This is a genomic window from Serratia sp. EC4, assembly GCF_059652115.1.
Genome location: NZ_JBNIDE010000007.1, coordinates 191,666 through 216,668, shown reverse-complemented (window position 1 = coordinate 216,668; position 25,003 = coordinate 191,666). Strand labels below are relative to the sequence as shown.

28 protein-coding genes are annotated in these 25,003 nt (G+C 59.9%); 6 read left to right on the top strand and 22 right to left on the bottom strand.

Features of this window, described 5'->3' with window-relative positions; genetic code table 11:
* Window positions 1-115: 115 nt before the first annotated feature.
* The 8 genes from fusA to fkpA all read right to left on the bottom strand — a co-directional run bounded on the left by fusA (window position 116) and on the right by fkpA (window position 6,396).
* Entirely contained in the window at window positions 116-2,230 is a 2,115-nt protein-coding gene (fusA, locus tag ACP39K_RS19100) for an elongation factor G (RefSeq protein ID WP_028127620.1), read from the bottom strand.
* A 93-nt stretch (window positions 2,231-2,323) separates the two neighbouring features.
* The gene (gene rpsG, locus ACP39K_RS19095) at window positions 2,324-2,794 is read right to left on the bottom strand and encodes a 30S ribosomal protein S7 (RefSeq protein ID WP_004956203.1); all 471 of its coding nucleotides are present in this window, start codon (window positions 2,792-2,794) and stop codon (window positions 2,324-2,326) included.
* A 96-nt stretch (window positions 2,795-2,890) separates the two neighbouring features.
* The gene (rpsL, locus tag ACP39K_RS19090; RefSeq protein WP_004930426.1) at window positions 2,891-3,265 is read right to left on the bottom strand and encodes a 30S ribosomal protein S12; all 375 of its coding nucleotides are present in this window, start codon (window positions 3,263-3,265) and stop codon (window positions 2,891-2,893) included.
* Window positions 3,266-3,408: 143 nt separating this feature from the next.
* Window positions 3,409-3,696, bottom strand: a complete 288-nt coding sequence (gene tusB / locus ACP39K_RS19085) for a sulfurtransferase complex subunit TusB (protein ID WP_019456119.1) — start codon at window positions 3,694-3,696, stop codon at window positions 3,409-3,411.
* 9 nt (window positions 3,697-3,705) lie between these two features.
* Window positions 3,706-4,065: a sulfurtransferase complex subunit TusC gene (gene tusC / locus ACP39K_RS19080; protein WP_016930328.1), complete on the bottom strand. Its 360-nt coding sequence runs from the start codon at window positions 4,063-4,065 to the stop codon at window positions 3,706-3,708.
* A 7-nt stretch (window positions 4,066-4,072) separates the two neighbouring features.
* The gene (gene tusD / locus ACP39K_RS19075) at window positions 4,073-4,462 is read right to left on the bottom strand and encodes a sulfurtransferase complex subunit TusD (RefSeq protein WP_060445033.1); all 390 of its coding nucleotides are present in this window, start codon (window positions 4,460-4,462) and stop codon (window positions 4,073-4,075) included.
* Window positions 4,462-5,184, bottom strand: coding sequence for a helix-turn-helix transcriptional regulator (locus tag ACP39K_RS19070; RefSeq protein ID WP_004930418.1), 723 nt, complete (start codon window positions 5,182-5,184; stop codon window positions 4,462-4,464). The genes tusD and ACP39K_RS19070 overlap by 1 nt, the downstream gene beginning before the upstream one ends.
* A gap of 372 nt (window positions 5,185-5,556) precedes the next feature.
* Window positions 5,557-6,396 carry an FKBP-type peptidyl-prolyl cis-trans isomerase gene (gene fkpA / locus ACP39K_RS19065; RefSeq protein ID WP_016930330.1) on the bottom strand — a complete coding sequence of 280 codons (840 nt, stop codon included), beginning with the start codon at window positions 6,394-6,396 and terminating at the stop codon, window positions 5,557-5,559.
* A 359-nt stretch (window positions 6,397-6,755) separates the two neighbouring features.
* Between fkpA and ACP39K_RS19060 the strand changes: the two genes are divergently transcribed.
* A complete protein-coding gene (locus ACP39K_RS19060; RefSeq protein ID WP_004930414.1) occupies window positions 6,756-6,983 on the top strand; it encodes a SlyX family protein in 228 nt (75 codons plus the stop codon).
* Window positions 6,984-6,998: 15 nt separating this feature from the next.
* Here ACP39K_RS19060 and ACP39K_RS19055 read toward each other — a convergent pair whose 3' ends face one another.
* The 7 genes from ACP39K_RS19055 to kefG all read right to left on the bottom strand — a co-directional run bounded on the left by ACP39K_RS19055 (window position 6,999) and on the right by kefG (window position 14,136).
* Window positions 6,999-8,171, bottom strand: a complete 1,173-nt coding sequence (locus ACP39K_RS19055; protein ID WP_497008761.1) for a MalY/PatB family protein — start codon at window positions 8,169-8,171, stop codon at window positions 6,999-7,001.
* 1 nt (window position 8,172) lies between these two features.
* A complete protein-coding gene (nhaC, locus tag ACP39K_RS19050) occupies window positions 8,173-9,612 on the bottom strand; it encodes a Na+/H+ antiporter NhaC (RefSeq protein ID WP_497008760.1) in 1,440 nt (479 codons plus the stop codon).
* A 122-nt stretch (window positions 9,613-9,734) separates the two neighbouring features.
* The gene (locus ACP39K_RS19045; protein ID WP_048796240.1) at window positions 9,735-10,763 is read right to left on the bottom strand and encodes a LacI family DNA-binding transcriptional regulator; all 1,029 of its coding nucleotides are present in this window, start codon (window positions 10,761-10,763) and stop codon (window positions 9,735-9,737) included.
* Window positions 10,764-10,855: 92 nt separating this feature from the next.
* A complete protein-coding gene (gene slyD, locus ACP39K_RS19040) occupies window positions 10,856-11,443 on the bottom strand; it encodes a peptidylprolyl isomerase (RefSeq protein ID WP_004930407.1) in 588 nt (195 codons plus the stop codon).
* A 112-nt stretch (window positions 11,444-11,555) separates the two neighbouring features.
* Window positions 11,556-11,759, bottom strand: coding sequence for a YheV family putative zinc ribbon protein (locus ACP39K_RS19035; protein ID WP_015379274.1), 204 nt, complete (start codon window positions 11,757-11,759; stop codon window positions 11,556-11,558).
* A 14-nt stretch (window positions 11,760-11,773) separates the two neighbouring features.
* Window positions 11,774-13,582, bottom strand: a complete 1,809-nt coding sequence (kefB, locus tag ACP39K_RS19030; protein WP_015379275.1) for a glutathione-regulated potassium-efflux system protein KefB — start codon at window positions 13,580-13,582, stop codon at window positions 11,774-11,776.
* Between the two features lie 2 nt (window positions 13,583-13,584).
* Window positions 13,585-14,136 carry a glutathione-regulated potassium-efflux system ancillary protein KefG gene (kefG, locus tag ACP39K_RS19025; RefSeq protein ID WP_028127618.1) on the bottom strand — a complete coding sequence of 184 codons (552 nt, stop codon included), beginning with the start codon at window positions 14,134-14,136 and terminating at the stop codon, window positions 13,585-13,587.
* Window positions 14,137-14,265: 129 nt separating this feature from the next.
* On the opposite strand from kefG, the gene ACP39K_RS19020 reads away from it, so the two are divergent.
* Window positions 14,266-16,179 carry an ABC transporter ATP-binding protein gene (locus tag ACP39K_RS19020; protein WP_060445031.1) on the top strand — a complete coding sequence of 638 codons (1,914 nt, stop codon included), beginning with the start codon at window positions 14,266-14,268 and terminating at the stop codon, window positions 16,177-16,179.
* Between the two features lie 3 nt (window positions 16,180-16,182).
* Here ACP39K_RS19020 and tauD read toward each other — a convergent pair whose 3' ends face one another.
* The 6 genes from tauD to ACP39K_RS18990 form a co-directional block, all read right to left on the bottom strand.
* Window positions 16,183-17,031 (bottom strand): taurine dioxygenase, encoded by an 849-nt coding sequence (gene tauD / locus ACP39K_RS19015; protein ID WP_089185093.1) that lies wholly within the window; start codon window positions 17,029-17,031, stop codon window positions 16,183-16,185.
* A complete protein-coding gene (gene tauC, locus ACP39K_RS19010; protein WP_060445030.1) occupies window positions 17,028-17,864 on the bottom strand; it encodes a taurine ABC transporter permease TauC in 837 nt (278 codons plus the stop codon). Before tauC ends, tauD begins: the two co-directional genes overlap by 4 nt.
* Entirely contained in the window at window positions 17,861-18,628 is a 768-nt protein-coding gene (tauB, locus tag ACP39K_RS19005; RefSeq protein WP_147881940.1) for a taurine ABC transporter ATP-binding subunit, read from the bottom strand. Before tauB ends, tauC begins: the two co-directional genes overlap by 4 nt.
* Before the next feature lie 9 nt (window positions 18,629-18,637).
* Complete coding sequence (gene tauA / locus ACP39K_RS19000) at window positions 18,638-19,633, bottom strand: taurine ABC transporter substrate-binding protein (protein WP_004930383.1); 996 nt, start codon at window positions 19,631-19,633, stop codon at window positions 18,638-18,640.
* 114 nt (window positions 19,634-19,747) lie between these two features.
* Complete coding sequence (locus ACP39K_RS18995) at window positions 19,748-20,530, bottom strand: PhzF family phenazine biosynthesis protein (protein ID WP_033639233.1); 783 nt, start codon at window positions 20,528-20,530, stop codon at window positions 19,748-19,750.
* Between the two features lie 11 nt (window positions 20,531-20,541).
* Window positions 20,542-21,144: a LysE family translocator gene (locus tag ACP39K_RS18990; RefSeq protein WP_033639232.1), complete on the bottom strand. Its 603-nt coding sequence runs from the start codon at window positions 21,142-21,144 to the stop codon at window positions 20,542-20,544.
* Window positions 21,145-21,262: 118 nt separating this feature from the next.
* Between ACP39K_RS18990 and ACP39K_RS18985 the strand changes: the two genes are divergently transcribed.
* From ACP39K_RS18985 to ACP39K_RS18975, 3 genes are all read left to right on the top strand, one after another.
* Complete coding sequence (locus ACP39K_RS18985; RefSeq protein WP_033639231.1) at window positions 21,263-22,243, top strand: hydrolase; 981 nt, start codon at window positions 21,263-21,265, stop codon at window positions 22,241-22,243.
* Window positions 22,240-22,473, top strand: a complete 234-nt coding sequence (locus ACP39K_RS18980; protein ID WP_004930376.1) for a YheU family protein — start codon at window positions 22,240-22,242, stop codon at window positions 22,471-22,473. The genes ACP39K_RS18985 and ACP39K_RS18980 overlap by 4 nt, the downstream gene beginning before the upstream one ends.
* A 151-nt stretch (window positions 22,474-22,624) precedes the next feature.
* Window positions 22,625-23,494: a phosphoribulokinase gene (locus ACP39K_RS18975; RefSeq protein WP_016930343.1), complete on the top strand. Its 870-nt coding sequence runs from the start codon at window positions 22,625-22,627 to the stop codon at window positions 23,492-23,494.
* A 38-nt stretch (window positions 23,495-23,532) separates the two neighbouring features.
* Here the strand turns inward: ACP39K_RS18975 and ACP39K_RS18970 are convergent, their stop codons facing one another.
* A complete protein-coding gene (locus ACP39K_RS18970) occupies window positions 23,533-23,940 on the bottom strand; it encodes an OsmC family protein (RefSeq protein ID WP_004930372.1) in 408 nt (135 codons plus the stop codon).
* Between the two features lie 382 nt (window positions 23,941-24,322).
* Here ACP39K_RS18970 and crp point away from each other — a divergent pair, with 382 nt between their 5' ends.
* A complete protein-coding gene (gene crp, locus ACP39K_RS18965; protein ID WP_004090925.1) occupies window positions 24,323-24,955 on the top strand; it encodes a cAMP-activated global transcriptional regulator CRP in 633 nt (210 codons plus the stop codon).
* The last annotated feature ends 48 nt before the right edge of the window (window positions 24,956-25,003 follow it).

Genomic DNA, 25,003 nt, shown 5'->3' with positions numbered 1-25,003 from the left:
AACGTTAACGTGCGGTTTTGTACGTTCAAATTTTTCTTTAGACACGGCTATATTCCTTACTATAGCGCTCTCCCCTTCTGGAGAGAGCACGGGACTTTGGTTTTAACCCTGCGGCTTATTTGCCACGGGCTTCGATTACGGCCTGAGCGACGTTGTTCGGTGCATCATCATACTTCAGGAATTCCATGGTGTATGATGCGCGACCTTTAGTCAGAGAACGCAGCTGAGTTGCGTAGCCGAACATTTCGGACAACGGTACTTCAGCGTGGATCTTAACGCCAGTCACTTCAGATTCCTGACCGCGCAGCATGCCGCGACGACGGCTCAAGTCACCGATAACGTCACCGGTGTTCTCTTCTGGAGTCTCAACTTCAACCTTCATGATAGGCTCAAGCAGAACTGGTTTCGCTTTCTTAAAGCCTTCTTTAAAGGCGATAGACGCGGCCAGTTTAAACGCCAGTTCAGAGGAGTCAACGTCGTGGTAAGAACCGAAGTGCAGACGAATACCCATGTCTACTACCGGGTAACCAGCCAACGGACCAGACTTCAGCTGCTCCTGGATGCCTTTATCAACGGCAGGGATGTATTCGCCAGGAATTACACCACCTTTGATGTCGTTGATGAACTCGTAACCTTTCGGGTTAGAGCCCGGCTCCAGTGGGTACATGTCGATCACAACGTGACCGTACTGACCGCGACCACCAGACTGCTTGGCGTGCTTACCTTCAACATCGGTAATCTTCGCGCGAATCGCTTCGCGGTAAGCTACCTGAGGTTTGCCCACGTTAGCTTCAACGTTGAATTCACGCTTCATGCGGTCAACGATGATGTCGAGGTGCAGTTCACCCATACCGGCGATGATGGTCTGGTTAGACTCTTCGTCAGTCCATACGCGGAATGACGGGTCTTCTTTAGCCAGACGGCCCAGAGCCAGACCCATTTTTTCTTGGTCAGCTTTGGTTTTTGGTTCAACGGCGATAGAGATTACCGGCTCAGGGAATTCCATACGCTCCAGGATGATTGGAGAGTCTGGATCACACAGGGTGTCCCCGGTGGTCACGTCTTTCAGACCGATCGCAGCGGCGATGTCGCCTGCGCGAACTTCTTTGATCTCTTCACGCTTGTTGGCGTGCATCTGAACGATACGGCCGAAACGCTCGCGCGCAGCCTTAACGGAGTTCAGCACGGTGTCGCCGGAGTTAACAACGCCGGAGTACACGCGGAAGAAGGTCAGGTTACCCACGAACGGGTCGGTAGCGATTTTGAACGCCAGCGCAGAGAACGGCTCGTCATCACTTGCGTGACGCTCAGCCGGAGTGTCTTTGCCATCGTCCAGGATACCGTTGATCGCAGGAACGTCAGTTGGTGCCGGCAGGTATTCGATTACCGCATCCAGCATCGCCTGTACGCCTTTGTTCTTGAACGCAGAACCACAGGTAACCAGGATGATTTCGTTGTTCAGCACGCGCTGACGCAGAGCGGATTTGATTTCTTCCTCGGTCAGCTCTTCGCCGCCCAGGTATTTTTCCATCAGCTCTTCGGAAGCTTCCGCAGCGGACTCGATCAGGTTCTGGCGCCATTCTTCAGCCAGATCCATCATGTCAGCCGGCACGTCTTCGTATTCGAAGGTTACGCCTGCGTCTTCTTCGTTCCAGTTGATCGCCTTCATCTTCACCAGGTCGATAACGCCGGTGAATTTGTCTTCTGCGCCGATAGCCAGCTGCAGAGGAACAGGGTTGGCGCCCAGACGAGATTTGATCTGGCCAACAACTTTCAGGAAGTTAGCGCCCATGCGGTCCATTTTGTTAACGAACGCGATACGTGGCACTTTGTATTTGTTAGCCTGACGCCATACGGTTTCAGACTGTGGCTGAACACCACCAACAGCACAGTAAACCATTACCGCGCCATCCAGCACACGCATGGAACGTTCTACTTCGATGGTGAAGTCAACGTGCCCTGGGGTGTCGATGATGTTTACGCGATGCGGTTCGAACTGCTTGGCCATACCAGACCAGAAGGCAGTAGTCGCTGCAGAAGTGATGGTAATACCACGCTCCTGCTCCTGTTCCATCCAGTCCATGGTGGCAGCGCCGTCATGAACTTCACCGATTTTGTGGTTTACACCGGTGTAGAACAGAATACGTTCGGTAGTGGTGGTTTTACCGGCGTCGATGTGAGCACTGATACCGATGTTACGGTAGCGTGCAATGGGTGTTGTACGAGCCATTTGATTCCTCTATTCCTAGGGCGTTCAAGTTCAGTTAACCCAAGCGGGCCGATTTGACGCGCCCGCTTGGTTAGCATGACTACAGCCGGGTGATTACCAGCGGTAGTGGGCGAACGCCTTGTTGGCTTCGGCCATACGGTGAACGTCTTCACGCTTCTTAACAGCAGAACCTTTGTTCTCTGCTGCGTCAGACAGCTCGTTCGCCAGGCGCAGAGCCATGGATTTATCACCGCGTTTACGTGCAGCATCAACGATCCAACGCATTGCCAGAGCATTACGACGAACCGGGCGGACTTCAACTGGTACCTGATAAGTAGAACCGCCAACGCGACGCGACTTAACTTCTACAGTCGGGCGAACGTTGTCGAGAGCGACTTCGAAAGCTTCCAGGTGATCTTTACCAGAACGCTGAGCCAGGGTCTCCAGCGCGGTATAGACGATTGCTTCTGCAGTAGATTTTTTACCGTCTACCATCAGGATATTTACAAATTTGGCCAGCAGCTCAGATCCGAACTTAGGATCTGGCAGGATTTTACGTTGGCCGATTACGCGACGACGTGGCATGGAAATACTCCGTTGTTAATTCAGGATTGTCCAAAACTCTACGAGTTTATTTTGACATTAAAGTTAAAACGTTTGGCCTTACTTAACGGAGAACCATTAAGCCTTTGGCTTCTTCACGCCGTACTTGGAACGAGCTTGCTTACGGTCTTTAACACCGGAGCAGTCAAGTGCACCACGGACGGTGTGGTAACGCACACCTGGCAAGTCTTTTACACGACCGCCACGGATCAGGATTACGGAGTGTTCCTGCAGGTTGTGGCCTTCGCCACCGATGTAGGAAGTCACTTCGAAACCGTTGGTCAAACGCACACGGCAAACTTTACGCAGTGCGGAGTTTGGTTTTTTCGGGGTAGTGGTGTATACGCGGGTGCATACGCCACGTTTCTGCGGGCAGGCTTCCAGCGCTGGAACGTTGCTTTTAGCAGCCTTCACAGAGCGTGGTTTGCGAACCAGCTGGTTAATTGTTGCCATTAAAAAAGCTCCTGGTTTTTGCTTCGTACTAGCTTCGTAAACATGTGATAAATCCCCTCGTATGCACTATTGGCAAAGTACGAGGACGCAGAATTTTAGGGCTGACCAGTATGGGTGTCAAGAAATATACAACATCACTCTCATTACCAGGCCATTTGGCTGCGGTGTTGTTCGGTTAATTCAACGAAGTGATTATAGCCGACGACAGTGATTTTGTGCGAAAAATGACCAACCAATCCCCGGGCTTCCAGGTCGTCCTGCAACGCATAAAGGGATATGGGGGCGGCGAGCAGCAATTCAAGATGGGCGCTGCCGGCAAGGCCTGCCAGCACGCCGTCCTGCAACAGCAGCAGCGCGTCGCCCTCCGCCGTCAGGCGCAGCAGCGCAGGTAAGTCACATTGGTTTGGCGAATGGCTCAGGGTATACAGCATCAGAGGATCCTAAAACGTCATCACGGCGTCGTAGCCGGCAAGCTCGCGGCGCAGTTCGTCCGGCGCCAGTACTTCCGCATCCAGCACCCAATCGTTCACCTGGCTCAATCCGCGTTCCTGCAGTGAAGCCTGGCACAGATAGCACCGCTCCACGTCATACAGCGGCAGCACGCCGAAGGTGGCAATGTAATTGCGCGCCAAAATCTTTTCCGGTTGCTGGCCCGGCAACAGCTGCAATACGCCATCGCCGACAAAAAACACCCCCACATCTTCACTGAGCGCCGACGTGGCGAGCAGCGCATCCAGCCCTTCCCTGCCGCTGGCGCCGCCGTGCGGCCCATGGGTGAAAACAAAAGCGACTCGTTTCATCCTATCCTCAGAACTGCACCAGACGGTCGCAACTTAGCGACGCTTCGGCCAGGGAACCCAGCCCGCTCAGGGTAAAACCGGGCTGCAGGTTGGCGCTTGCCAGCCCCTGCTGCGCCGCCTCCCGCTCGTCGGTGACACCGCGGCGCATCGCGGCGGCCACGCAGACGTTGAGCGCCACGCCGTGTTGCTGAGCCAGCTGCGCCCAACCGCGCACCAGGTCGAACTCATCGCTGGCGGGCGCGGTCAGCTGGTTGGCGTTCAACACCCCTTCACGGTAGAAAAAGACGCTGGAAAGCCGGTGCCCTTTCGCCAGCAGGGCCAGCGCGAACTGATAGGCGCTGCTGGCCTGCTGCGTGCCGTAAGCCGGGCCGGTGACCAACAGACAATAATCGAGCATCAACGGTCGCTTCCCAACAGATCGCCGCTCTTGAACTGGCGGATGTACAAATACACGGTGTGTTTGGAGATATTCAGGCGATCCGCCACCTGATTGATCGCATCCTTGATGTCGAAGATGCCTTTCTCATAGAGGTTGAGCACTACCTGGCGGTTCTTGGCATTATTGGATACCGAGCGATCGGCATTCACCTCTTCGATGGTGAACTCCAGCGTCTGCGCCACCAGATCGTCGACTGAAGACGCGAAATTCACCGACGACGGCACGTCCTGCGTGGCCGGCGGCATAAAGGTCTGCATGATCTGCGAGAACGGCACATCGAGGTTCATGTTGATGCACAACAAACCGATTACCCGCTGTTCGCGATTGCGAATCGCGATGGTCACCGACTTCATCAGCACGCCGCTCTTGGCGCGGGTGAAGTAGGCTTTCGACACGCTGCTGTCGTCGCCGGCCATGTCGTGCAGCATGCGCAGCGCCAGGTCGGTGATCGGCGAACCGATTTTACGCCCGGTATGTTCCCCGTTGGCGATGCGCACCGCTGAGCTGTTCAGATCTTCCAGCGCGTGCAATACGATCTCGCAGTGGCCGCCGATCAACATCGCCAGCCCATCGACCACCGCTTCATAGGATTTCAGGATTTCATGATCCGTTTGAGTAAACGGACGTTCATTCAGCAAATCAAGTTCGCTGGCTTCGCTGGATAAAAGCGAATTCGACATCGAAGATACCACCCTCATAGATCGCCTGTGCCAGGGGGCGCAGCTAAAACCGCTCGGACCGGATCGCTGCCGTCGTCGGCACGCCGCAGCGCGGCTGGCTGAGAGCAGCATAAACGGCACGATGACATCCGCGGGCGAGGCGGCCGGGAACAATTTTAGGTACACGCCCTAAGGGGCAGACGCATGACTGATAAGTCAGAATTATTAGTCTAGCAAAGCGGCCGGAGCAAAGTCCTTGCGTTTGCGCGTGGTATTGACGTTAAGCCCGATGCCCGGCAGGCGTCAAGCGTTCAATGGAGAGAGAGGCGGCGGCGGCCGAAATGAAAACCGCCGCGGAGGGCATCCGCGGCGGTGGCAAACAGAGCGACGAGATTATTTCGCTTTGGCGTCTGCTTTCGCGTCAGCCGGTTTTTCGGCTTTAGCGTCGGCTTTCGGCGCCGCTTTCACGTCCAGCAGCTCAACGTCGAACACCAGCGTGGAGTTAGCCGGGATGCCCGGAACGCCGGTTTTGCCGTAGGCCAATGCCGGCGGGATCACCAGCTTGATTTTGCCGCCTTTCTTGATGTGCTTCAGGCCTTCGGTCCAGCCAGGGATCACGCCGTCCAGACGGAACGACAGCGGCTCGCCGCGGGTGTAGGAGTTATCGAACTCGGTACCGTCGGTCAGGGTGCCCTTGTAGTTTACTACCACGGTGTCGCTGTCTTTCGGCGCTTCACCCGCGCCCGGTTTCTCTACCTGGTACAGCAGGCCGGATTCGGTTTTCTTCACGCCTTTTTCTTTAGCGAAGCTGTCGCGGTACTTGGCGCCTTTGGTTTCGTTGTCCTTGGCGTCCTGTTCCATCTTCGCCTGAGCGGAAGCCTTCACGCGCGCTTCGAAGCCCTGCAGGGTCTTCTCGATGTCGGCGTCGTTCAGCTTGCTCTTGTTGGCGAACGCGTCCTGAACGCCGGCGATCAGCTGATCTTTGTCCAGCTTGATGCCCAGCTTCTCTTGCTCTTTCAGAGAGTTGTCCATGTAACGGCCGAGAGACGCACCCAGTGCGTAAGCGGCTTGCTCGTCGTCGTTTTTGAACTTGCCGGTGCTCGGTGCTGCCGCCGCGTCCGCTGGTTTAGCGGCTTCTGCCGGTTTGGCGGCATCGGCTGCCATGACCTGGGTCGCATTCAGAGCAAAAGCCATGGTGGTTGCCAGAAGCGTGACTTTAAACAAAGATTTCATCCATTTCTCCAGTGTCTGAAGCAATGCCCCAAACAATCATTAGGTAAGATAACCGGGCTACTATAGCTGCCTGAAACAAAACAAAACAAAACAGTCGCACAGGTAACCAATCGAGTCAAAGTGTGACTCCCGCTTTGCCAAGAAGTTTCCCCCTGCGTGCTACTCGCATGATAAATCAGATTTTTCTTGCAGAATATTCGGCGAGGTTAGCAAAAAACGGCGTATCGGGCGTGCAACTTTTCAGCACTTTACACTGCCGATCGCAACGTTGCGCGCCGCCTGGAGAAATAGCGCGAGCAAACCCGGCGTCAGCTGTTACCATAGCGCCGAATCAGGATTTTATCGCGTCAGAGGTAGTCATGCACAACGCCGACATTCAACGCCTGCTACAGCGGCTTGAAGAACTGGAGAGCCGTCAGGCCTTCCAAGAGCTCACCATCGAAGAGCTCAACCAGACCGTCATCCAGCATCAAATGGAAATGCTGAAGATGCGCGAACACCTGCGCATGTTGACCGACAAGCTGCGCTCGACCCAAACCTCAATGATCGCCTCGCAATCGGAAGAAACCCCTCCGCCGCACTATTGAGGGCCCGCTGCGCGGTTATTTCAGGCGTGCCAGCCCTTCGACGGCACGCTCGAGATACCGGCGCGGGCACCCCAGGTTGATGCGGATAAAACCGCTCCCCTGCGGGCCGAAACCGCTGCCCATCGACGGCGCCAGCTTCGCCACCGCCACCAGCGCCTGCTGTAAGTCAGCATCGTTCAAACCCAGTGCACGGCAATCCAGCCAGGCGAGATAGGTCCCTTCAGCCTGGGTCATCGAGCACCAGGGCGCGGCGGCCGCCAGCGCCCGCTCAAACCAACGCCGATTCTCCGCCAGGTAGCCGAGCAGCTCATCAAGCCAGGCAGCGCCCCGTTGATAGGCCGCGGTCGCCGCCGTCATCGACAGCGCGTTGAATACATCCAGCCCGTGGGCGTTCAGCCGATCGACAAACGCCTGCCGCAGCCGGGCATTGGGGATCAGAAAATTCGAAATGCGCAGCGAAGAGAGTCCGAAGGTTTTGCTGGCGGACGTCGCCGCAATCACCCGCTCGCGATATTCCTCGTCCAGATGCAACACCGACGTAAACGTCTCGCCGGGCAGCAGCAGATCGGCCCAAATTTCATCGGAGATCACCGTGACGTCGTGGGCATGGCAAAGCGCCATGAGCCGCTCCAGTTCATCGCGGCGCCAGCAACGGCCTGTCGGATTGTGCGGATTGCACAGCAACAACAGCGGCGGTTTACGCTGCGCCAGACAGGCAGCCAACTGGTCGAAATCGATCCGATATCCCTGCGGAGTTTCCAACAGAGGATTCTCAAGCACCTCTCTGCCGTTCATGGTGACTATCTTGGCGAACGAGCCATAATACGGCCCCTGCACCACCACGCCGTCCCCCGGCTTGCTGAGCAGTTGGACCAGCATCGCCAATCCGGGCACCACCCCTTCAATCGACGTAAACCACTCGCGCCGCAGCGGCAAGTCGTGCCGCTTGGCGAACCAGTCGATCGCCGCCTGATAGTAGGCGTCGTCGCGTTCGCTGTAGCCAAAGACGCCGTGATCCACCCGATGATGCAGCGCCTGTTGCACCTCTGGCGGACATGGAAAATCGAAATCGGACACCCACATCGGCAACAGTTCGCTGCCATCCAGTTGCAGATAGCGGTCGATGAAGTCCCACTTCACGGAGCTGGTGTTGTGGCGATCGATGATGGCGTTGAAATGACTCGTCATGTCAGGCTTCCTTACGCTGCAAGTCGTTCTGAGGTTGAAGTTTGGCGATACCGAAGCCGGTGAACCCATAAATCAGGGCGAACACCACCGCGGCATAACATTGGATCGCCCACGGCAGCAGATCGAGCGTGCTGACTCCCAGCGTGGTCGCCATGTAAATACCGGCGGCCGTCCACGGGATCAGCGGCTCGATAACGGTGCCCGCATCTTCGACGGTGCGCGACAGGTTTTTGTTGTCCAGCCCCATGCGTCGATAGGCGCCTTTGAACAGCTCCGCCGGGATCAGCAGCGCCAGCTTGCCGTCACTGGTCGCGCCGGTCACCAGGATGGTGGTGGCAACGGTAGCGGCGATCAGTTGACCGGTGGAGTGCACCACTTTCAGCAGCCGGCTGATGATCACCGTCAGCGCGCCGGTCAGCGTCAAGGCGCCGGCGAAGGAAAAGGCGCAGAACACCAGCAGGATCGTACTCATCATCGAGAACATGCCGCCGCGGTTCAGCAGGCGCGGCACATCGGCGACGATCCCTTCGACGTTATGGCCCTGGCTGGCGAACATCGACAGATTGAAACCGTCCATCAACGCATTCAGCCCCTGTTGCAGGCTAAAACCCTGCAGCGCGACGCCGATGGCGATCGCCAGCGCGCAGGCGGCCAGCATGACGGGGATCACCGGCCGTTTGGTCACCGCGCCCCACAGCACCAGCACCGGCGGCAGGATCAACAGCAGATTGAAATGGTACAACCCCTCAAGCGCGCTGACGATTTCGGTCACTTTTTCCGGCGTTGCCACGCTGCCCACCGCGCCGGTGTGGCCGGCGATCAGGTACACCACGGCGGCCAGGATGAAGCTCGGCAGCGTCGTGTACATCAGATGCTGGATATGGCTGTAGAGATCGGTATCCGCGACGATAGCCGCGAAGTTCGTCGAATCGGACAACGGCGAAATTTTGTCGCCGAAGTAGGCGCCGGACACCACTGCCCCGGCCGCGGCGGCCAGCGGCACGTCCAGACCGGCGGCCACGCCCATCAGCGCCACGCCCACGGTGCCGGCCGCCCCCCACGAGGTGCCGGTGCACACCGAGATCACGCTGGTGATGAAGAACGCGGCGATCAGAATGTATTGGGGGCTAATCAGCTTCAGCCCCCAATACACCATGTAAGGGATTGTGCCGCTGATCATCCAGGTGCCGATCAGGCCGCCCACGCAGATCAGGATCATGATCACCGGCATCGCCTTAGCCAGCTTGGCCACGATGGCCTCGATGATGTCATCCCAGCGGTAGCCTTGCCACCAGGCCAACGCGGCGGCGATGGCGGCGGAAACCAGCAGCAGCGGTTCAATGCGCAGGCCAAACTGGCCATAGCCGATGATGAGCAGCAACAGCATGGCCACAATCGGCAGCGTCGCCAGCCCAAGGTTGAGCGTTTTCTTATTATCCATATACGGCTCCTGTTGAAGAGGGGGTACTGCAACAGCGTAATGGCTTCGGTAATCGGAGGATGTGAGCGCAGGCCACTGGCCATGTAATCGGTTTCATGAGATGGCGTTATGTGAACTGCCTCTCATTCGCCGCGCTTGCTTTGCTCAGGCCTCTCACCATCGGCGACGGAGTCTCGCAGGATAAGTTCGGCCGAAAAGCGGTTGTTCTGCGGCGCGACGTCGCTGCCGCTGTGGATTTGTAACGCCAGACGCGCGGCGCGGCGGGCCATTTTCTCTATGGGGTAATGCACGGTGGTCAACGCGGGGTGGAGGTATTTCGCCAGGGCAATGTCGTCAAAACCGACGATCGACAGCGCTTCAGGCAACGGAACTTGCCGTTGGTGGCAGGTGCGCATCATGCCGGCGGCCATCACGTCGTTGAACGTCACTGCGGCGGTGAAGCGTTGGTCGCTGGCCAGCACGCGCTCGGCCGCCAGTTCGCCCCCTCTTTCATTGAAGGGCACGCTGATGATCCAGCTGCCGGGCACCTCAATGCCGCCGGCGGCCATGGCCTGGCGGTAACCCGCTAACCGCTGCGCGCGGTCGTCGATCGGCAGATCCGTCGTCACGCAGGCGATTCTCCGATGCCCCTGACGAATGAGCAGCTTGGTCGCCGCCTGCGCCGCCTTGGCATTGTCGAGCCAAATACAACGATTGGCGATGGCCGGCAGGTAGCGATTGATCAGCACCAGCGCGGGCGTGTGGGCGGCGTAGCGCAGCAGGTCCTCTTCTCCCATGCGCGTGACGTGCGCCACAATGGCTTCGCATCCCTGATTGATGAGAAAGTCGAGGCCGCTTTTTTCCAGTTCGGCCTGATGCCCGCCGCTGCACAACATCAAACGCACGCCGGCCTGCCGCGTGATGTCTTCCACGCCCCGCGCCAAGCGTGAGAAAAACGGATCGTCGAGGTTGCCGGTCAGCAACCCCAGCATATTGCCGCTTCTTTTCGCCAGCGCCAGCGCGGCGGCGTTGCGGTGGTAGTTAAACTCGCGCATCGCTTTCTCGACGCGTTCGCGGGTCACCGGTTCAACGTAGGCGGTATTATTGATCACCCGGCTGACGGTGGCCGTGGAAACGCCGGCGCGGCGCGCAACGTCTTTCATGGTGGCCATGGCATGTCCTGTTGTGCCGTTCGGCGCCTGGTGCGCCGCGCATAAAAAAGGGCAGCCAATGGCCGCCCTCTTGTCTCGGGATTGCGTTCTGCTTAGTGGCAGCCGCAACCGCCGTTACCGCAACCGCCTTTACCGTGGTCGTGACCATGGTCGTGATCGTGGCTGTGGCCATGACCGCCGCAGCAGCCTTCACCGTGCTCGTGGTGATGGTCGTGCTCGCCGTGTACGTGACCGTGCGCCAGCTCTTCTGCGGTCGCTTCGCGGATCGCGACAACTTCCACGTTGAAGTTCAGGTTTTGGCCGGCCAGCATGTGGTTGCCGTCAACCACCACGTGGTCACCGTCAACTTCGGTGATTTCAACCGGTACCGGGCCCTGATCGGTGTCAGCCAGGAAACGCATGCCGACCTGCAGTTCGTCAACGCCCATGAAGACGTCTTTCGGTACGCGCTGCACCAGGTTTTCGTCGTAGTTGCCGTACGCGTCGTTCGCGCCGACGTGAACGTCAAAACGATCGCCAACGTCGTGGCCTTCGAGCGCTTTTTCCAGACCTGCGATCAGAGAACCATGCCCGTGCAGATAGTCCAGCGGTGCGCTCACCGGAGACTCATCAACCAAAACACCGTCTTCTGTACGTACTTGGTAAGCCAGGCTGACCACCAAGTCTTTTGCTACTTTCATGATATCTCCTACCGTTGGCTACTAGGACGCGCACCGTTATCGGGATGCGCGCCTTTTCCGGACAGATTGTAACGGAAATCTGCCTCGCTGTACCCTCCGGGATAAAAAAACGCTACTTCGGCTGGAAAATGCCGATCACCTGCTCTTGCGGGCGAACGTGTTTTTCCACCTGTTGTTCGGTCTGGCGCTGATGGTGGCCGCACTTGACGCACTCCACCACTTCCACCTGATCCTCCCGCCATACCGCCAACGTATCCATGGCGCTACAGCTCGGGCACACCGCCCCGGCGATAAATCTCTTACGTGTTGCAGACATCGTTATGCTCCCGCTTATTCGTATTCGTCCCAGCCGTCGAACTGGCGACTTTCTTTTTGCATTTCGCGATGGAACAGCTCTTCCAGCTCGCGCCGCGCCTCTTTCACGCGGGAAATTTGCGCCACGTCGCCCTGATGCGGCGGCATCAGTTCACGCAGCATGCGCATATCCAGGCGGCGGAAATGCTGCTGGGCGCGGAAGGCCTGATGCGGGTGCATGCCCAACTCCATCAACGCCTTGCGCCCCAGTTCCAGCGCGCTGGAGAAGGTTTCGCGGCTGAACTGTTTCACGCCCGCCTGCAGCAGCTCATGCGCCTCCACGCGGCCGCGTGCCCGCGCCAGAATGCTCAGATTCGGGAAGTGCTGCTGGCACAACCGCACGATCTCCATGGTGTCTTCCGGCTCATTGCAGGTGATCACGATCGACTTGGCCTTTTCGGCGCCCGCCGCGCGCAACAGCTCCAGCTCGGTGGCGTCGCCGTAATAAACCTGATATCCGTAACGCCGCAGCACGCCGACGGCGCTGACATCGCGTTCCAGTACGGTAATGCGCATTTTGTTGGCCATCAACAGGCGGCCGATCACCTGGCCGAAACGCCCGAAGCCAACGATGATCACCTGCGGATCGTCGTCCTCTACGTACGGCGTCTCCTCGTCTTCGCCTTTGGCGTTGTAGCGGCGCGCCAAAATGCGGTCGATGGCCTGCATGAGTAGCGGCGTGGTCATCATCGACAGCGTCACCACCACCAGCAGCAAAGAGAGTTGATCCGGCTGCAGCACCTTTTGCGCGCCCGCCGCAGAAAACAGCACGAAGGCAAACTCACCGCCCTGGCTGAGCACGCCGGCAAACTGCAGGCGCACCGAACTACGCAGGCCGAACAGCCGCGACACCCCGTAGAGCACGCCGGATTTGACCGCCACCAGCGCCAACACGCCGATCAACACCTCGGCCAGATGGGTATAGAGCACGCCGATATTCAACACCATGCCCACCGAGATAAAGAACAGCCCCAGCAGCAGCCCTTTAAACGGCTCGATAGAAATCTCCAGCTCGTGGCGGTATTCGCTCTCCGCCAACAGCACCCCGGCGATGAAGGTGCCGAGCGCCATCGACAGGCCAAGCGTCTCCATAAACAGCGCCGAGCCGAGCACCAGCAACAGCGCCGCGGCAGTGAAGATCTCGCGCACGCCGGAAGCGGCGATATAGCGGAACAGCGGCCGCAGCAGGAAACGGCCGCCGATCAGCATGCCGCCAAACGCCGCCACCTTGAGCGCGATCTTGGCCCAGTCGTCGCTGGTGCCGCCGGCGCCGGCCAGAATGGGGATCAACGCCAGCGCCGGGATCACCGCCATATCCTGGAACAGCAGCACCGAGAAACCCAGCTGTCCGCCTTCGTTGCGGTTCATGCCCTTTTCGCGCATCAGCTGCAGCGCCATGGCGGTGGAAGACATCGCCAGGCCGATACCGCCGATCACCGCCGCCTGCCAGGCGAAGTGCGTCAGGTACAGCAGCGCGCCCAGCACCGCCGCGGTGATCAACACCTGGCCGGCGCCGGCGCCGAAAATCGAACGCCGCAGCTCCCACAGCTTGCTGGGATTCAGCTCCAGGCCGATGATGAACATCAGGAACACCACGCCCAACTCGGAGAAGTGCAGGATCTCGTCGACGTCGCGAATGAAGCCCAACCCCCACGGGCCGATGGCGATGCCGGCGATCAGATAGCCCAGCACCGCGCCAATCCCCAGACGACGGGCGATCGGCACCGTCACCACCGCGGCGAACAGGAACAGCAAAATGGCGGTCAGTAAGGTCGATCCTTCCATGATCACCGCCCTCCATGCGGCAGCGGGTGGCTCAGCCACTCCCCGTAGGCGTCTGCGTGGCTGCGCAGCACCTCCGGCTTTTGCCGCCGCGCCCAATAGACCACGAACGGCGTCAACCAGTGCATATGGCACATCCCGGCGGTCAGCTCGAACGGCCGCAGGATATCTTCCATCGGATAGTGGTTATAACCGCCGGTGCGGTAGGCGCCTTCCGGCTCGCCGGTGGTGATCACCGAGCGCCAGTATTTGCCCGCCAGCGCATTGCCGCCCACGCCGCTGGCGAAGCCGCGCGCCAGCACGCGATCCAGCCACTCCTTCAGCAGCGCCGGGCAGCTGTAGGTGTACAGAGGGTGCTGAAACACGATGACCTGATGCTCACGCAGCAGCTGTTGTTCGTGATGGATATCGATAAAAAAATCAGGATAGTGCGCGTAGAGATCGTGCACGGTGACATGTTCCAACTGCTGCGCCGGTCGAAGCAAAACCCGGTTCGCCACCGAGTCATGAGATTCCGGATGGGCATACAGCAGCAAGACCTTGGGCGGCTGCGACATCATTCCCCTCCAAAGCGTCGTCAGGGTAGCGGTTTTCCGTTACCATGCATCGCAAAGACAAAAACAGCGCGCGGTGCGCGTTCTGTTACCTTAATGATAATTTAACATACTCTGAACATACGGCGCTTTATGATTGTATTCTCCTCGCTACAAATCCGACGCGGCATCCGCGTCCTGCTGGACAACGCCACGGCGACGGTTAATCCAGGTCAGAAGGTCGGCCTGGTGGGCAAAAACGGCTGTGGCAAATCCACGCTGTTGTCGCTGCTGAAGGGCGAGATCGCGGCGGACGGCGGCAGCTTCACCTTCCCCGGCAACTGGGCGCTGGCCTGGGTCAACCAGGAGACGCCGGCGCTGGACGTGCCGGCGATCGAGTATGTTATCGACGGCGACCGCGAGTTTCGCCAGCTTGAAGCCGAGTTGCAGGCGGCCAACGATCGCAACGACGGCCACGCCATCGCCACCCTGCACGGCAAGCTGGACGCCATCGACGCCTGGACCATCCGCTCCCGCGCCGCCAGCCTGCTGCACGGTCTCGGCTTCTCCAACGAACAGTTGCAAAGCCCGGTGCGCGACTTTTCCGGCGGCTGGCGCATGCGTCTTAACCTGGCGCAGGCGCTGGTGTGCCGTTCCGACCTCCTGCTGCTCGACGAACCAACCAACCACCTGGATCTCGATGCGGTGATCTGGCTGGAGCGCTGGCTGAAGAACTATCCCGGCACGCTGGTGCTGATCTCGCACGATCGCGACTTCCTCGATCCGATTGTCGACAAAATCCTGCATATCGAACAGCAGACCCTGAACGAATACACCGGCAACTACTCGTCGTTCGAACGCCAGCGCGCCACCAAATTGGCGCAGCAACAGTCGCTTTATCAGCATCAGCAAGAAAAAGTGGCGCACCTGCAAAGTTATATCGACCGTTTTCGGGCAAAGGCCTCCAAGGCCAAGCAGGCGCAGAGCCGCATCAAGATGCTGGAGCGCATGGAGCTGATCGCCCCGGCGCACGTCGACAACCCGTTCACCTTCAGCTTCCGTCCGCCGGAAAGCCTGCCGAACCCGCTGCTGCGCATGGAAAAAGTCAGCGCCGGATATGGCGATAAAGTGATCCTGAAGTCAATCAAGCTGAACCTGGTGCCCGGCTCGCGCATTGGCCTGCTCGGCCGCAACGGCGCCGGGAAATCGACGCTGATCAAACTGCTGGCCGGCACCCTTGAGCCGCTGAGCGGCGAGATAGGCCTGGCGAAAGGCATCAAGCTGGGTTACTTCGCCCAGCATCAGCTGGAATTCCTGCGCGCCGACGAATCGCCGTTGCAGCACCTAAGCCGCATCGCCCCAAGGGTGCTGGAGCAGCAGTTGCGCGACTATCTGGGCGGTTTCGGCTTCCAGGGCGACAAGGTCAGCGAAGTGACCGAACGTTTCTCCGGCGGCGAGAAGGCGCGACTGGTGCTGGCGCTGATCGTCTGGCAGCGCCCGAACCTGCTGCTGCTCGATGAACCGACCAACCACCTGGATCTCGACATGCGTCAGGCGCTGACCGAGGCGCTGATCGATTTCGAAGGCGCGTTGGTGGTGGTATCGCACGACCGTCACCTGCTGCGTTCCACCACCGACGATCTGTACCTGGTACACGACGGCCAGGTCGAGCCTTTCGAGGGCGATCTCGACGACTACCAGCAGTGGCTTGTCGACCTGCAGCGCCAGGAAAGCCAGCAGGACGCACCGGAAAAAGAGAGCGGCGGCAACAGCGCGCAGGCGCGCAAGGATCAAAAACGCCGCGAGGCGGAGTTCCGTACGCAAACCCAACCGCTGCGCAAGCAGATCGCCAAGCTGGAACAGCAGATGGAAAAATTGGGCGCCGAGCTGGCGGCGGTGGAAGAGCAGTTGGCGGATCCCGCGCTATACGACATCAGCCGCAAGGCCGAACTGACCGACTGCCTGCAAAAGCAAAGCCAGGCCAAATCCGCGCTGGAAGAGACGGAAATGACCTGGCTGGATGCGCAGGAACAGCTGGAGCAGTTAACGCAGGCGTTCGACGCCTAAGCCTCAGGCTTTGTAAAAAGGCCTATCCCCCAGAATGGTCGCGCGGTGCATGATGCGCCGCTGCGGCAGATAATCCGCGTTGGCGTAGTGCTGCGTCACGCGGTTATCCCAGATCGCCACGTCATTTTCCTGCCATCGCCAGCGCACCTGAAACTCCGGTTTGGTGATGTGAGCAAACAGGAAGTTCAGCAAAGCGTCGCTCTCCTTCGGCGCCAGATCGACGATCCGCGTGGTGAACCCTTCATTGACGAACAGCGCCTGCCGGCCGCTGACCGGATGGGTACGCACCACCGGATGCAGCAGCGGCGGGTTTTTCTGCACCGCCAGTTGCCAGCGCTGATGCTCCTCTTCACTGCCGCGATGCTTGTGCTCCGGGAACGACTTGGTGAAGTCATGCTCCGCGCGCAGCCCCGCGAGCAGCGTTCTGAACGGCGCCGACAGCGCCTCATAGGCGGCGATTCCGCTGGCCCACAGCGTATCGCCGCCGGTGGCAGGCAGCCTCTTGGCCGCCAGGATCGCTCCCAGCGGCGGGTTCTCGATAAAGGTCACGTCGGTGTGCCAGTTGTCGTTGTCCGGCGGGTTGTCGTCGTGGGTATCGAGCACGATGATCTCTTCCACGTCGGTGGCGTGCGGATAGACCGGATGGATATGCAGATCGCCGAAACGGCCGGCCAGATCGCGCTGCTGCAGCGGCGTGATCGGCTGATTGCGGAAGAACAGCACCTGATGCTTCAACAGCGCATGATAGAGCTGTTCAAACTGACCGTCGCCCAACGGCCGGGCCAACTCGACATTTTCCACCAACGCCCCGATGTAAGGCCCCAGCGGGGTGATATTCAGACGTTCGTTCATTGCTGTACTCCATGCCACGGGGTCAATCGGCGCTGCAGGGCGCGCAGCCCCAGCTCCAACCCAAATGCAATCACCGCAATCACGCCGATGCCGGCCAACACTACGTCGGTCGCCAAAAACTCACCGGCGGATTGCACCATAAATCCCAGGCCGCGCGTGGCGGCGATCAGTTCGGCGGCCACCAGCGTCGACCAGCCGACGCCCAGCCCGATGCGGATGCCGGTCAGGATCTCCGGCAGCGCGCTCGGCAGCACCACGAAGCGCAGCACCTGCCAGCGCGTGGCGCCCAACGCGCGGGCGGCGCGCACCCGCACCTGCGCCACGCTGCGCACGCCGGCCACGGCGGACAGCGTCACCGGCGCGAAGATCGCCAGATAAATCAGCAAGATTTTCGAGGTCTCGCCGATGCCGAACCAAATCACCATCAGCGGCAGATAGGCCAGCGGCGGCACCGGGCGATAGATCTCAATCAGCGGATCGAGGATGCCGCGCACCGTGTCGTTCAGTCCCATGGCGATGCCCACCGGAATGCCGATAATCACCGCCGCCAGCAGCGCCACCAAAATGCGCCCCAGGCTGGCCGCCAGATGCTGCCATAGCGTGGCGTCCATAAAGCCTTGCGGGCTGGCGATGGTGATCAGTTGGTGCAGCACCTGCTGCGGCGCCGGCAAAAACAGCGGGCTGATCAGCTGCAGCGCCGTCACGCCCCACCAGACGATCAACACCGTCAACAGCGTGGCGCCGCTCAGCCAAACGTTGCGCGGCACGCTGAAACGGCGCGCCGCTTTGCCCTGCGGCTGGGCCGCGGCCTTCATAGTGGAATGCAGGCTCATAGCAAGGCCTCGCGCTGTTGGAAAACTTTGCCCAGCACGTATTCGCGCTGAGCGATAAATTCAGGATCGGACTTGATGGCGCGGCAGGCTTCGCCGTCGGCATAGCGCTGGCCGAAGTTCAGCGACAGCCGCTCCACCACCTGCCCCGGCCCCGGCGACAGCAGCAGCAGCTCGCTGGCGAGGAACACCGCCTCTTCGATATCGTGGGTGATCAGCAGTACCTGCTTGCCGGTATCACGCCAGATGGTCAGCAGCAGCTCCTGCATTTGCTCGCGCGTGAACGCGTCCAGCGCGCCGAATGGCTCATCCAGCAACAGCAGACGCGGATCGGCGGCCAGGGCGCGGGCAATGCCGACGCGTTGGCGCATGCCGCCGGAAAGCTGCCAGATGAAGTGCTGTTCATAGCCCGCCAGCCCCACGCGCTGCAGCATCTGCTCCGCCACCTGGCGGCGCTGCGCCTTGCCGATGCCGGCCAGTTGCAGGCCGAACTCGACGTTGTCCACCACGTTGCGCCACGGCAGTAAGCCCTCATGCTGGAACACCACGCCCCGTTCGGCCCCCGGGCCGTGAACGGGCGTTCCATCCAGCGTGATGCTGCCAGCTGAAGGCTCGATAAACCCGGCGATCAAATTCAGCAGCGTGGTCTTGCCGCAGCCCGATGGGCCGAGCACCACCACCAGTTGCCCGGTGGCGATCTGGAACGACACGTCACGCAGCGCGGGCCGCCCCTGATACTCTGCTGAAAGATGATTGACGTTTAGCATCCTGCTTCCTTACGACTGCGGCGCAGCCTGCACCTGTTTCACAAAACGGTCGGTGACGTAAGCGCTGTAGTCGCTGTCGACCTGCGGGATCTTGCCCTGCTGCTTGAGGAATTCGGCGGTATCGCGGATTGCCTTGTCCACCGGCTGGCCGAGTTGGGCAACCTGATCGGCCACCGGCAGATAACGGTTCCCCTTAACCAGTTCCGGCACCTGCGCTTCCGGTACGCCGCTCAGGCGCGCCAGCGTGCTGAGATGGCTCGGATCTTTCAGCCACTGTTCCGGCGCCGCCAGGTAGGCCTTTTGCGCCTGCAGGGCGCTGGCGGCAAAGGCGGTCACTACGTCGGGATGTTTCTCGGCGAAGTCTTTGCGCACCACCCACACGTCCAGCGTCGGTGACCCCCATTCGCCCACCTGCGCGGAGTCGGTCAGCACCTTGCCCTGTTTGGCCAGTTCGTTGACCACCGGCGCCCAGACATAAGCGCCGTCGATGTCGCCGCGCTGCCAGGCGGCGGCGATGGCCGGCGGCTGCAGATTGAGGATCTTCACCTGTTCAGGCTTGATGCCCCAATGTTTGAGCGAGGCCAGCAGGCTGTAATGGGTGGTGGAAATAAACGGCACCGCAATGCGCTTGCCGATCAGATCCTGCGGGCTTTTGATGTCATTTTTCACCACCAGCGCTTCGGAGCTGCCGAGCTGCGAGGCGATGAGGAACACTTCGATGGGGAGTTTTTGGCTGGCGGCCACCGCCAGCGGGCTGGAGCCGATATTGCCGATCTGCACGTCGCCGGAGGCCAGCGCGCGCAGCACGCTGGAACCGCTGTCGAACTTACGCCAGTCGACGGTCGCGCCGGACTGTTTGGCGAAGCTGTTTTCCGCCTGCGCCACCTTGGCCGGCTCCGCCGACGTCTGGTACGCCACGGTCACGTCCACCGCGTAGGCGCTGGCCGCGCTGAGCGACAACGCCAGCAGCGCCGCGTTACGTAAAGAAAAGAGTTTGCCCGCCATGTTGCGCTCCGTTGATAAAAATCTGTTCAGTTGCTGACAGTTTTATCTGAGCGATGACGGGCGATAAAAGAATAAAAAAGTCTTCTTTATTACCTTAGGTAATATTAAAGCGGATCACAGCGCGATCGTCCCGCGCAAGAACACGTGAGCGTAGCCGCCCAGCAGCGTGCGGTCCCCTTGCAGTTCGCAGAACAGCTCGCCGCCGCGCGCCGAAATCTGCCGGGCGTGCAACCGATGGCGGCCGAGACGCGCCGTCCAGTAAGGCATCAACGTGCAGTGCGCGGAGCCGGTGACCGGATCCTCACCGCCGTCGAGCGTGAAATAGCGCGAAACGAAGTCCACGGTGTCACCGAGCGCGGTGACGATGACCGCACGCCCGGCCAGCGCGATCAACGCGGGAATGTCCGGCCGCAGCGCGCGCACCTGCGCCTCATGTTCAAGCACCACCAGCAGCGCTTTCGCCTGCCACACTTCCTGCGGCTGCACGCCCAACAGCGCCGCGAGGCCTGCCGGTTCGGCGACTTTCTGCGGCGGCCGGGCGGGGAAATCAAGTACCAGCCGCTCCCCGTCCTGCGCATCGCGCTTGACGAGCAGCTCGCCGCCGGCCGAACGGAAGCGAATATCTCGCAGCGCCGGGTTAACCGCGCTGAACATCACATGCGCCGCCGCCAGGGTGCCGTGGCCGCAAAGATCGACCTCGCGTTCCGGAGTAAACCAGCGGATGGCGGTCATATCGCCGTCATCCCAGACAAAGCTGGTTTCCGGCAGGCCGATCTCGTTGGCGATCGCCTGCAGCCGCTCCGCCGGCAGCGGCTGCGTCAGCAGACAAACCCCGGCCGGGTTGCCGCGCAACCCTTCGCCGGTAAAGGCGACCACGTGATAATAGTTTTCCGCCATCGTTCCGCTCCTTAATGCCAAATCAGTAATACGCAGGCTGCCGTCAGCAGCCCCATGGAAACGTTGAAGATAACCCAGGCCTTTTTGCTGCGCAGCAGGCGGCCGATCAGGGTGCCGAACGCCAGCCAGATAATGCCGGCGACGATGTTCACCGCCACAATGCCCAGCGCGATCGCCGCAATGGAACCGTTGTACTTATCGCCCGCCAGGCTGAAGCTCGCCACCGCGCCCAGCGCCATCAGCCAGGCTTTCGGGTTGAGGAACTGCAGCAGCCAGCCCTGATACAGCCGCACCGGCTGCGGCGGCGCCACGTCGGTTTCCAGCTTTTCATAGGCGGCGGTGGCGACTTTCCACGCCAGCCACAGCAGGTACAAACTGCCGAGGATTTTCAGGATCAGGTGCAGCGACGGGTAGATCAGGATCAGGCTGCCGACGCCGAACGCCACCAGCAGCAAAATGCTTTGCATGCCGAGCATGATGCCGACCATCAGCCACAGCGATCGCATAAAGCCGAAGTTAGCGCCGGAGGTAGTCAGCAGCAGATTATTGGGGCCAGGCGTGATGGCCGCGACCCACAGGAAGCCCAGCATCGAAAGGAATAAACTCGGTTCCATGGCACGGGTGCTCCTCACCCAAGGCGCTTTTTTGCAGTATCATTGTTAATTCTTGGTATTGAAGCTAACAGTGCGCTAGGGATCTCACAATAGCCGCCCACAACATTTTACTCAGCCTATGCCTAACACCTTTCGCCCTCTGACCGGGGCCAGTAACCCGCACCTGCAAACGCTGTTGCCGCGGCTGGTGCGCCGCCGCGTGTTATTGAAACCGCATTGGCAACGGCTGGAATTGCCCGACGGCGATTTCGTCGATCTCGCCTGGAGCGAGGATCCGGCGCAGGCGCGCGACAAACCGCGCGCGGTGCTGTTCCACGGCCTGGAGGGCAGCTTCTACAGCCCCTACGCGCATGGCCTGCTCAACGCCTGGCGCGATCGCGGCTGGCTGGGCGTGGTGATGCACTTTCGCGGCTGCAGCGGCGTGCCCAACCGCAAACAGCGCATCTATCACTCCGGCGAAACCGAAGACGCGCGCTTCTTTCTGCGCTGGCTGCGCGACCGCTACGGCGAAGTGCCAACCGCGGCGGTAGGCGTTTCGCTCGGCGGCAACATGCTGGCCTGCTATCTGGCGCAGCAAGGCGCCGACAGCCTGCTGCAGGCGGCGGTGGTGGTCTCGGCGCCGCTGATGCTGGAACCCTGCGCCTACCGCATGGAGCAAGGCTTCTCCCGCGTTTATCAGCGCTACCTGCTGGGGCAGCTGAAACAAAACGCCACCCGCAAGCTGTTGCACTATCCGGACACCCTGCCGCTCAAGCTGTCACAGCTGAACGGTTTGCGGCGCATCCGCGAGTTCGACGATGCCATCACCTCGCGCATTCACGGCTTCAGCGACGCCACCGACTATTATCGCCGCTGCAGCGCCCTGCCGCTGTTGCCGTCCATCCAGACGCCGCTGCTGATCATCCATGCGCAGGACGACCCTTTCATGACCCCTGAGGTGATCCCCGACGTCGCCGGCCTGCCGCGCAATATCGAATATCAGCTGACTGAGTTCGGCGGCCACGTCGGCTTCGTCGGCGGCACGCTGAAAAAACCGCACATGTGGCTGGAGCATCGCATTCCGGCCTGGCTTTCCCCTTATCTGGACATTCCGACGTGATTATTCCCTGGCAAGAACTGGCTACCGACACCCTGAACAGCCTGATCGAATCCTTTGTGCTGCGCGAAGGCACCGATTACGGCGAGCACGAACGATCGCTGGAGCAGAAGGTGGAGGACGTGCGCCGCCAGCTGAAAAACGGCGAAGTGGTGCTGGTGTGGTCGGAACTGCACGAGAGCGTCAACATCATGCCGCGCGGCCAGTTCCGCGCCGGGCAGGAAGAAATTTAGTGGCGCCCGGTTCTATGACTGACGGAAAAAATCAGGTAACAATGGGACATTGCAAACCAGCGCGCGCCATTTTTTCCTGACATAGAGAGCGTCAACAAGAGCCACAATAATCCCCTGACGCCGGCGCATTCAACACGGAGTGACAACCACCATGTCTGCCAAACATCCCGTTATCGCGGTGACCGGTTCCAGCGGCGCCGGCACCACCACCACCAGCGTGGCGTTCCGCAAAATCTTCCAGCAGCTCAACATTCGCGCCGCCGAGCTGGAGGGCGACAGCTTCCACCGCTATACCCGGCCGGAAATGGACGCGGCGATCCGCAAGGCGCGCGATCTGGGCAGACACATCAGCTATTTCGGCCCCGAGGCCAACGACTTCGGCCTGCTGCAGCAGAGCTTTATCGAGTACGGTAAAAACGGCACCGGCCGTTCGCGCAAGTACCTGCACACCTACGACGAAGCGGTGCCCTACAATCAGGTGCCGGGCACCTTCACCCCGTGGGAGCCGCTGCCGGCGCCGACCGACGTGCTGTTCTACGAGGGGCTGCACGGCGGCGTGGTCACCGAGCACCATGACGTGGCCAAACACGTCGATCTGCTGGTCGGCGTGGTGCCGATCGTCAACCTGGAGTGGATCCAGAAGCTGATCCGCGATACCGGCGAACGCGGCCACTCCCGCGAAGCGGTGATGGATTCGGTGGTGCGCTCGATGGAAGACTACATCAACTACATTACGCCGCAATTCTCGCGCACCCACATCAACTTCCAGCGCGTGCCGACGGTGGACACCTCCAACCCGTTCGCCGCCAAGGCCATTCCCTCACTGGATGAAAGCTTCGTGGTGATCCACTTCCGCGGCCTGGACCAGATCGACTTCCCCTACTTGCTGGCGATGCTGCAGGGCTCGTTTATCTCGCACATCAATACGTTAGTGGTGCCGGGCGGCAAAATGGGGCTGGCGATGGAGCTGATCATGGCGCCGCTGGTGCAGCGGCTGCTGGAAGGCAAGAAAATCGAATAAGCGCGTTGAGCGCGGCGCCGAGCCGCGCTCCGTCTCGATTACGCCGGCTGGCGGATCTCGAAGCTGTGGGTCACCGTGGCGGCCTTGTTGAGCATCAGCGCCACCGAGCAGTACTTCTCCGCCGACAGGTTCACCGCTCGCTCGACGATTTTGTCGGTCAGATCCTGGCCGGTAACGATGAAGTGCAGGTTGATATGGGTGAACAAGCGCGGGGCTTCTTCGCGGCGCTCGGAGGTCAGCTTCACCTCGCAGTCGCGCACGTCGTTGCGCCCTTTTTGCAGGATGGAGACCACGTCGATCGCGCTGCAGCCGCCCACCGACATCAGCACCATCTCCATCGGGCTGGGCGCTTTATCACCGGCGTTGCCGTCCATCAGCACCTGATGGCCGGAGGCCGATTCACCCAAAAACGTTAACCCTTCCACCCATTTAACTCTTGCCTGCATTCTGGTCACTCCGGTTGATTTCTTAAAATCAGAGTACGCTTTCGCATAGAAACAGGCAACGTAACCTGATGCTAATCATGCTGAAGCGAGACAACACGAGACACCCGCCTTACTCTGTGCTACAAACAGAGCCGCAATAAATCTTTCCGGGACACTGTATTTCAGGGAAACGCCCAGAGAAAGGCTCCTTTACCGGTATGTTAACAGAATGTAGCTTGCAGCGCTTACGGCAAGTTAATATGCTAGAGCGACAGCGTATTTTTATGACACGCCTCAAAACTTGCCGGTAGCCCTCGCTCATGACTGCGGCTACAGGCGGGTTTTACAGGGAACTCTGACCCCTGTGACACAAGGCAGCGATAACAACAGAGGATAACAGCGAATGGTTCTCGGCAAACCGCAAACAGACCCTACTCTCGAATGGTTCCTGTCTCATTGCCATATCCACAAATATCCATCGAAGAGTACGCTGATTCACCAAGGTGAAAAGGCCGAAACGCTTTACTACATCGTGAAAGGCTCCGTCGCGGTGCTGATCAAGGATGAAGAAGGTAAAGAGATGATCCTGTCCTACCTCAACCAGGGGGATTTCATCGGCGAGCTCGGATTGTTCGAAGAAGGCCAGGAGCGCAGCGCCTGGGTTCGCGCGAAAACCGCCTGTGAAGTGGCCGAAATTTCCTACAAGAAATTCCGCCAACTGATCCAGGTGAACCCGGACATCCTGATGCGTCTGTCCGCCCAAATGGCGAGCCGCCTGCAGGTCACCTCCGAAAAAGTGGGCAACCTCGCCTTCCTGGACGTGACCGGCCGCATCGCGCAAACCCTGCTGAATCTGGCGAAGCAACCCGACGCCATGACTCACCCGGACGGCATGCAGATCAAGATCACCCGTCAGGAGATCGGCCAGATCGTCGGCTGCTCGCGTGAAACCGTTGGCCGTATTCTGAAAATGCTGGAAGATCAAAACCTGATTTCCGCCCACGGCAAAACCATTGTCGTCTACGGCACCCGTTAATCTCCGAAGAAACGGCGCAATCTGCGCCGTTTTTTTATCTGCTCTCTG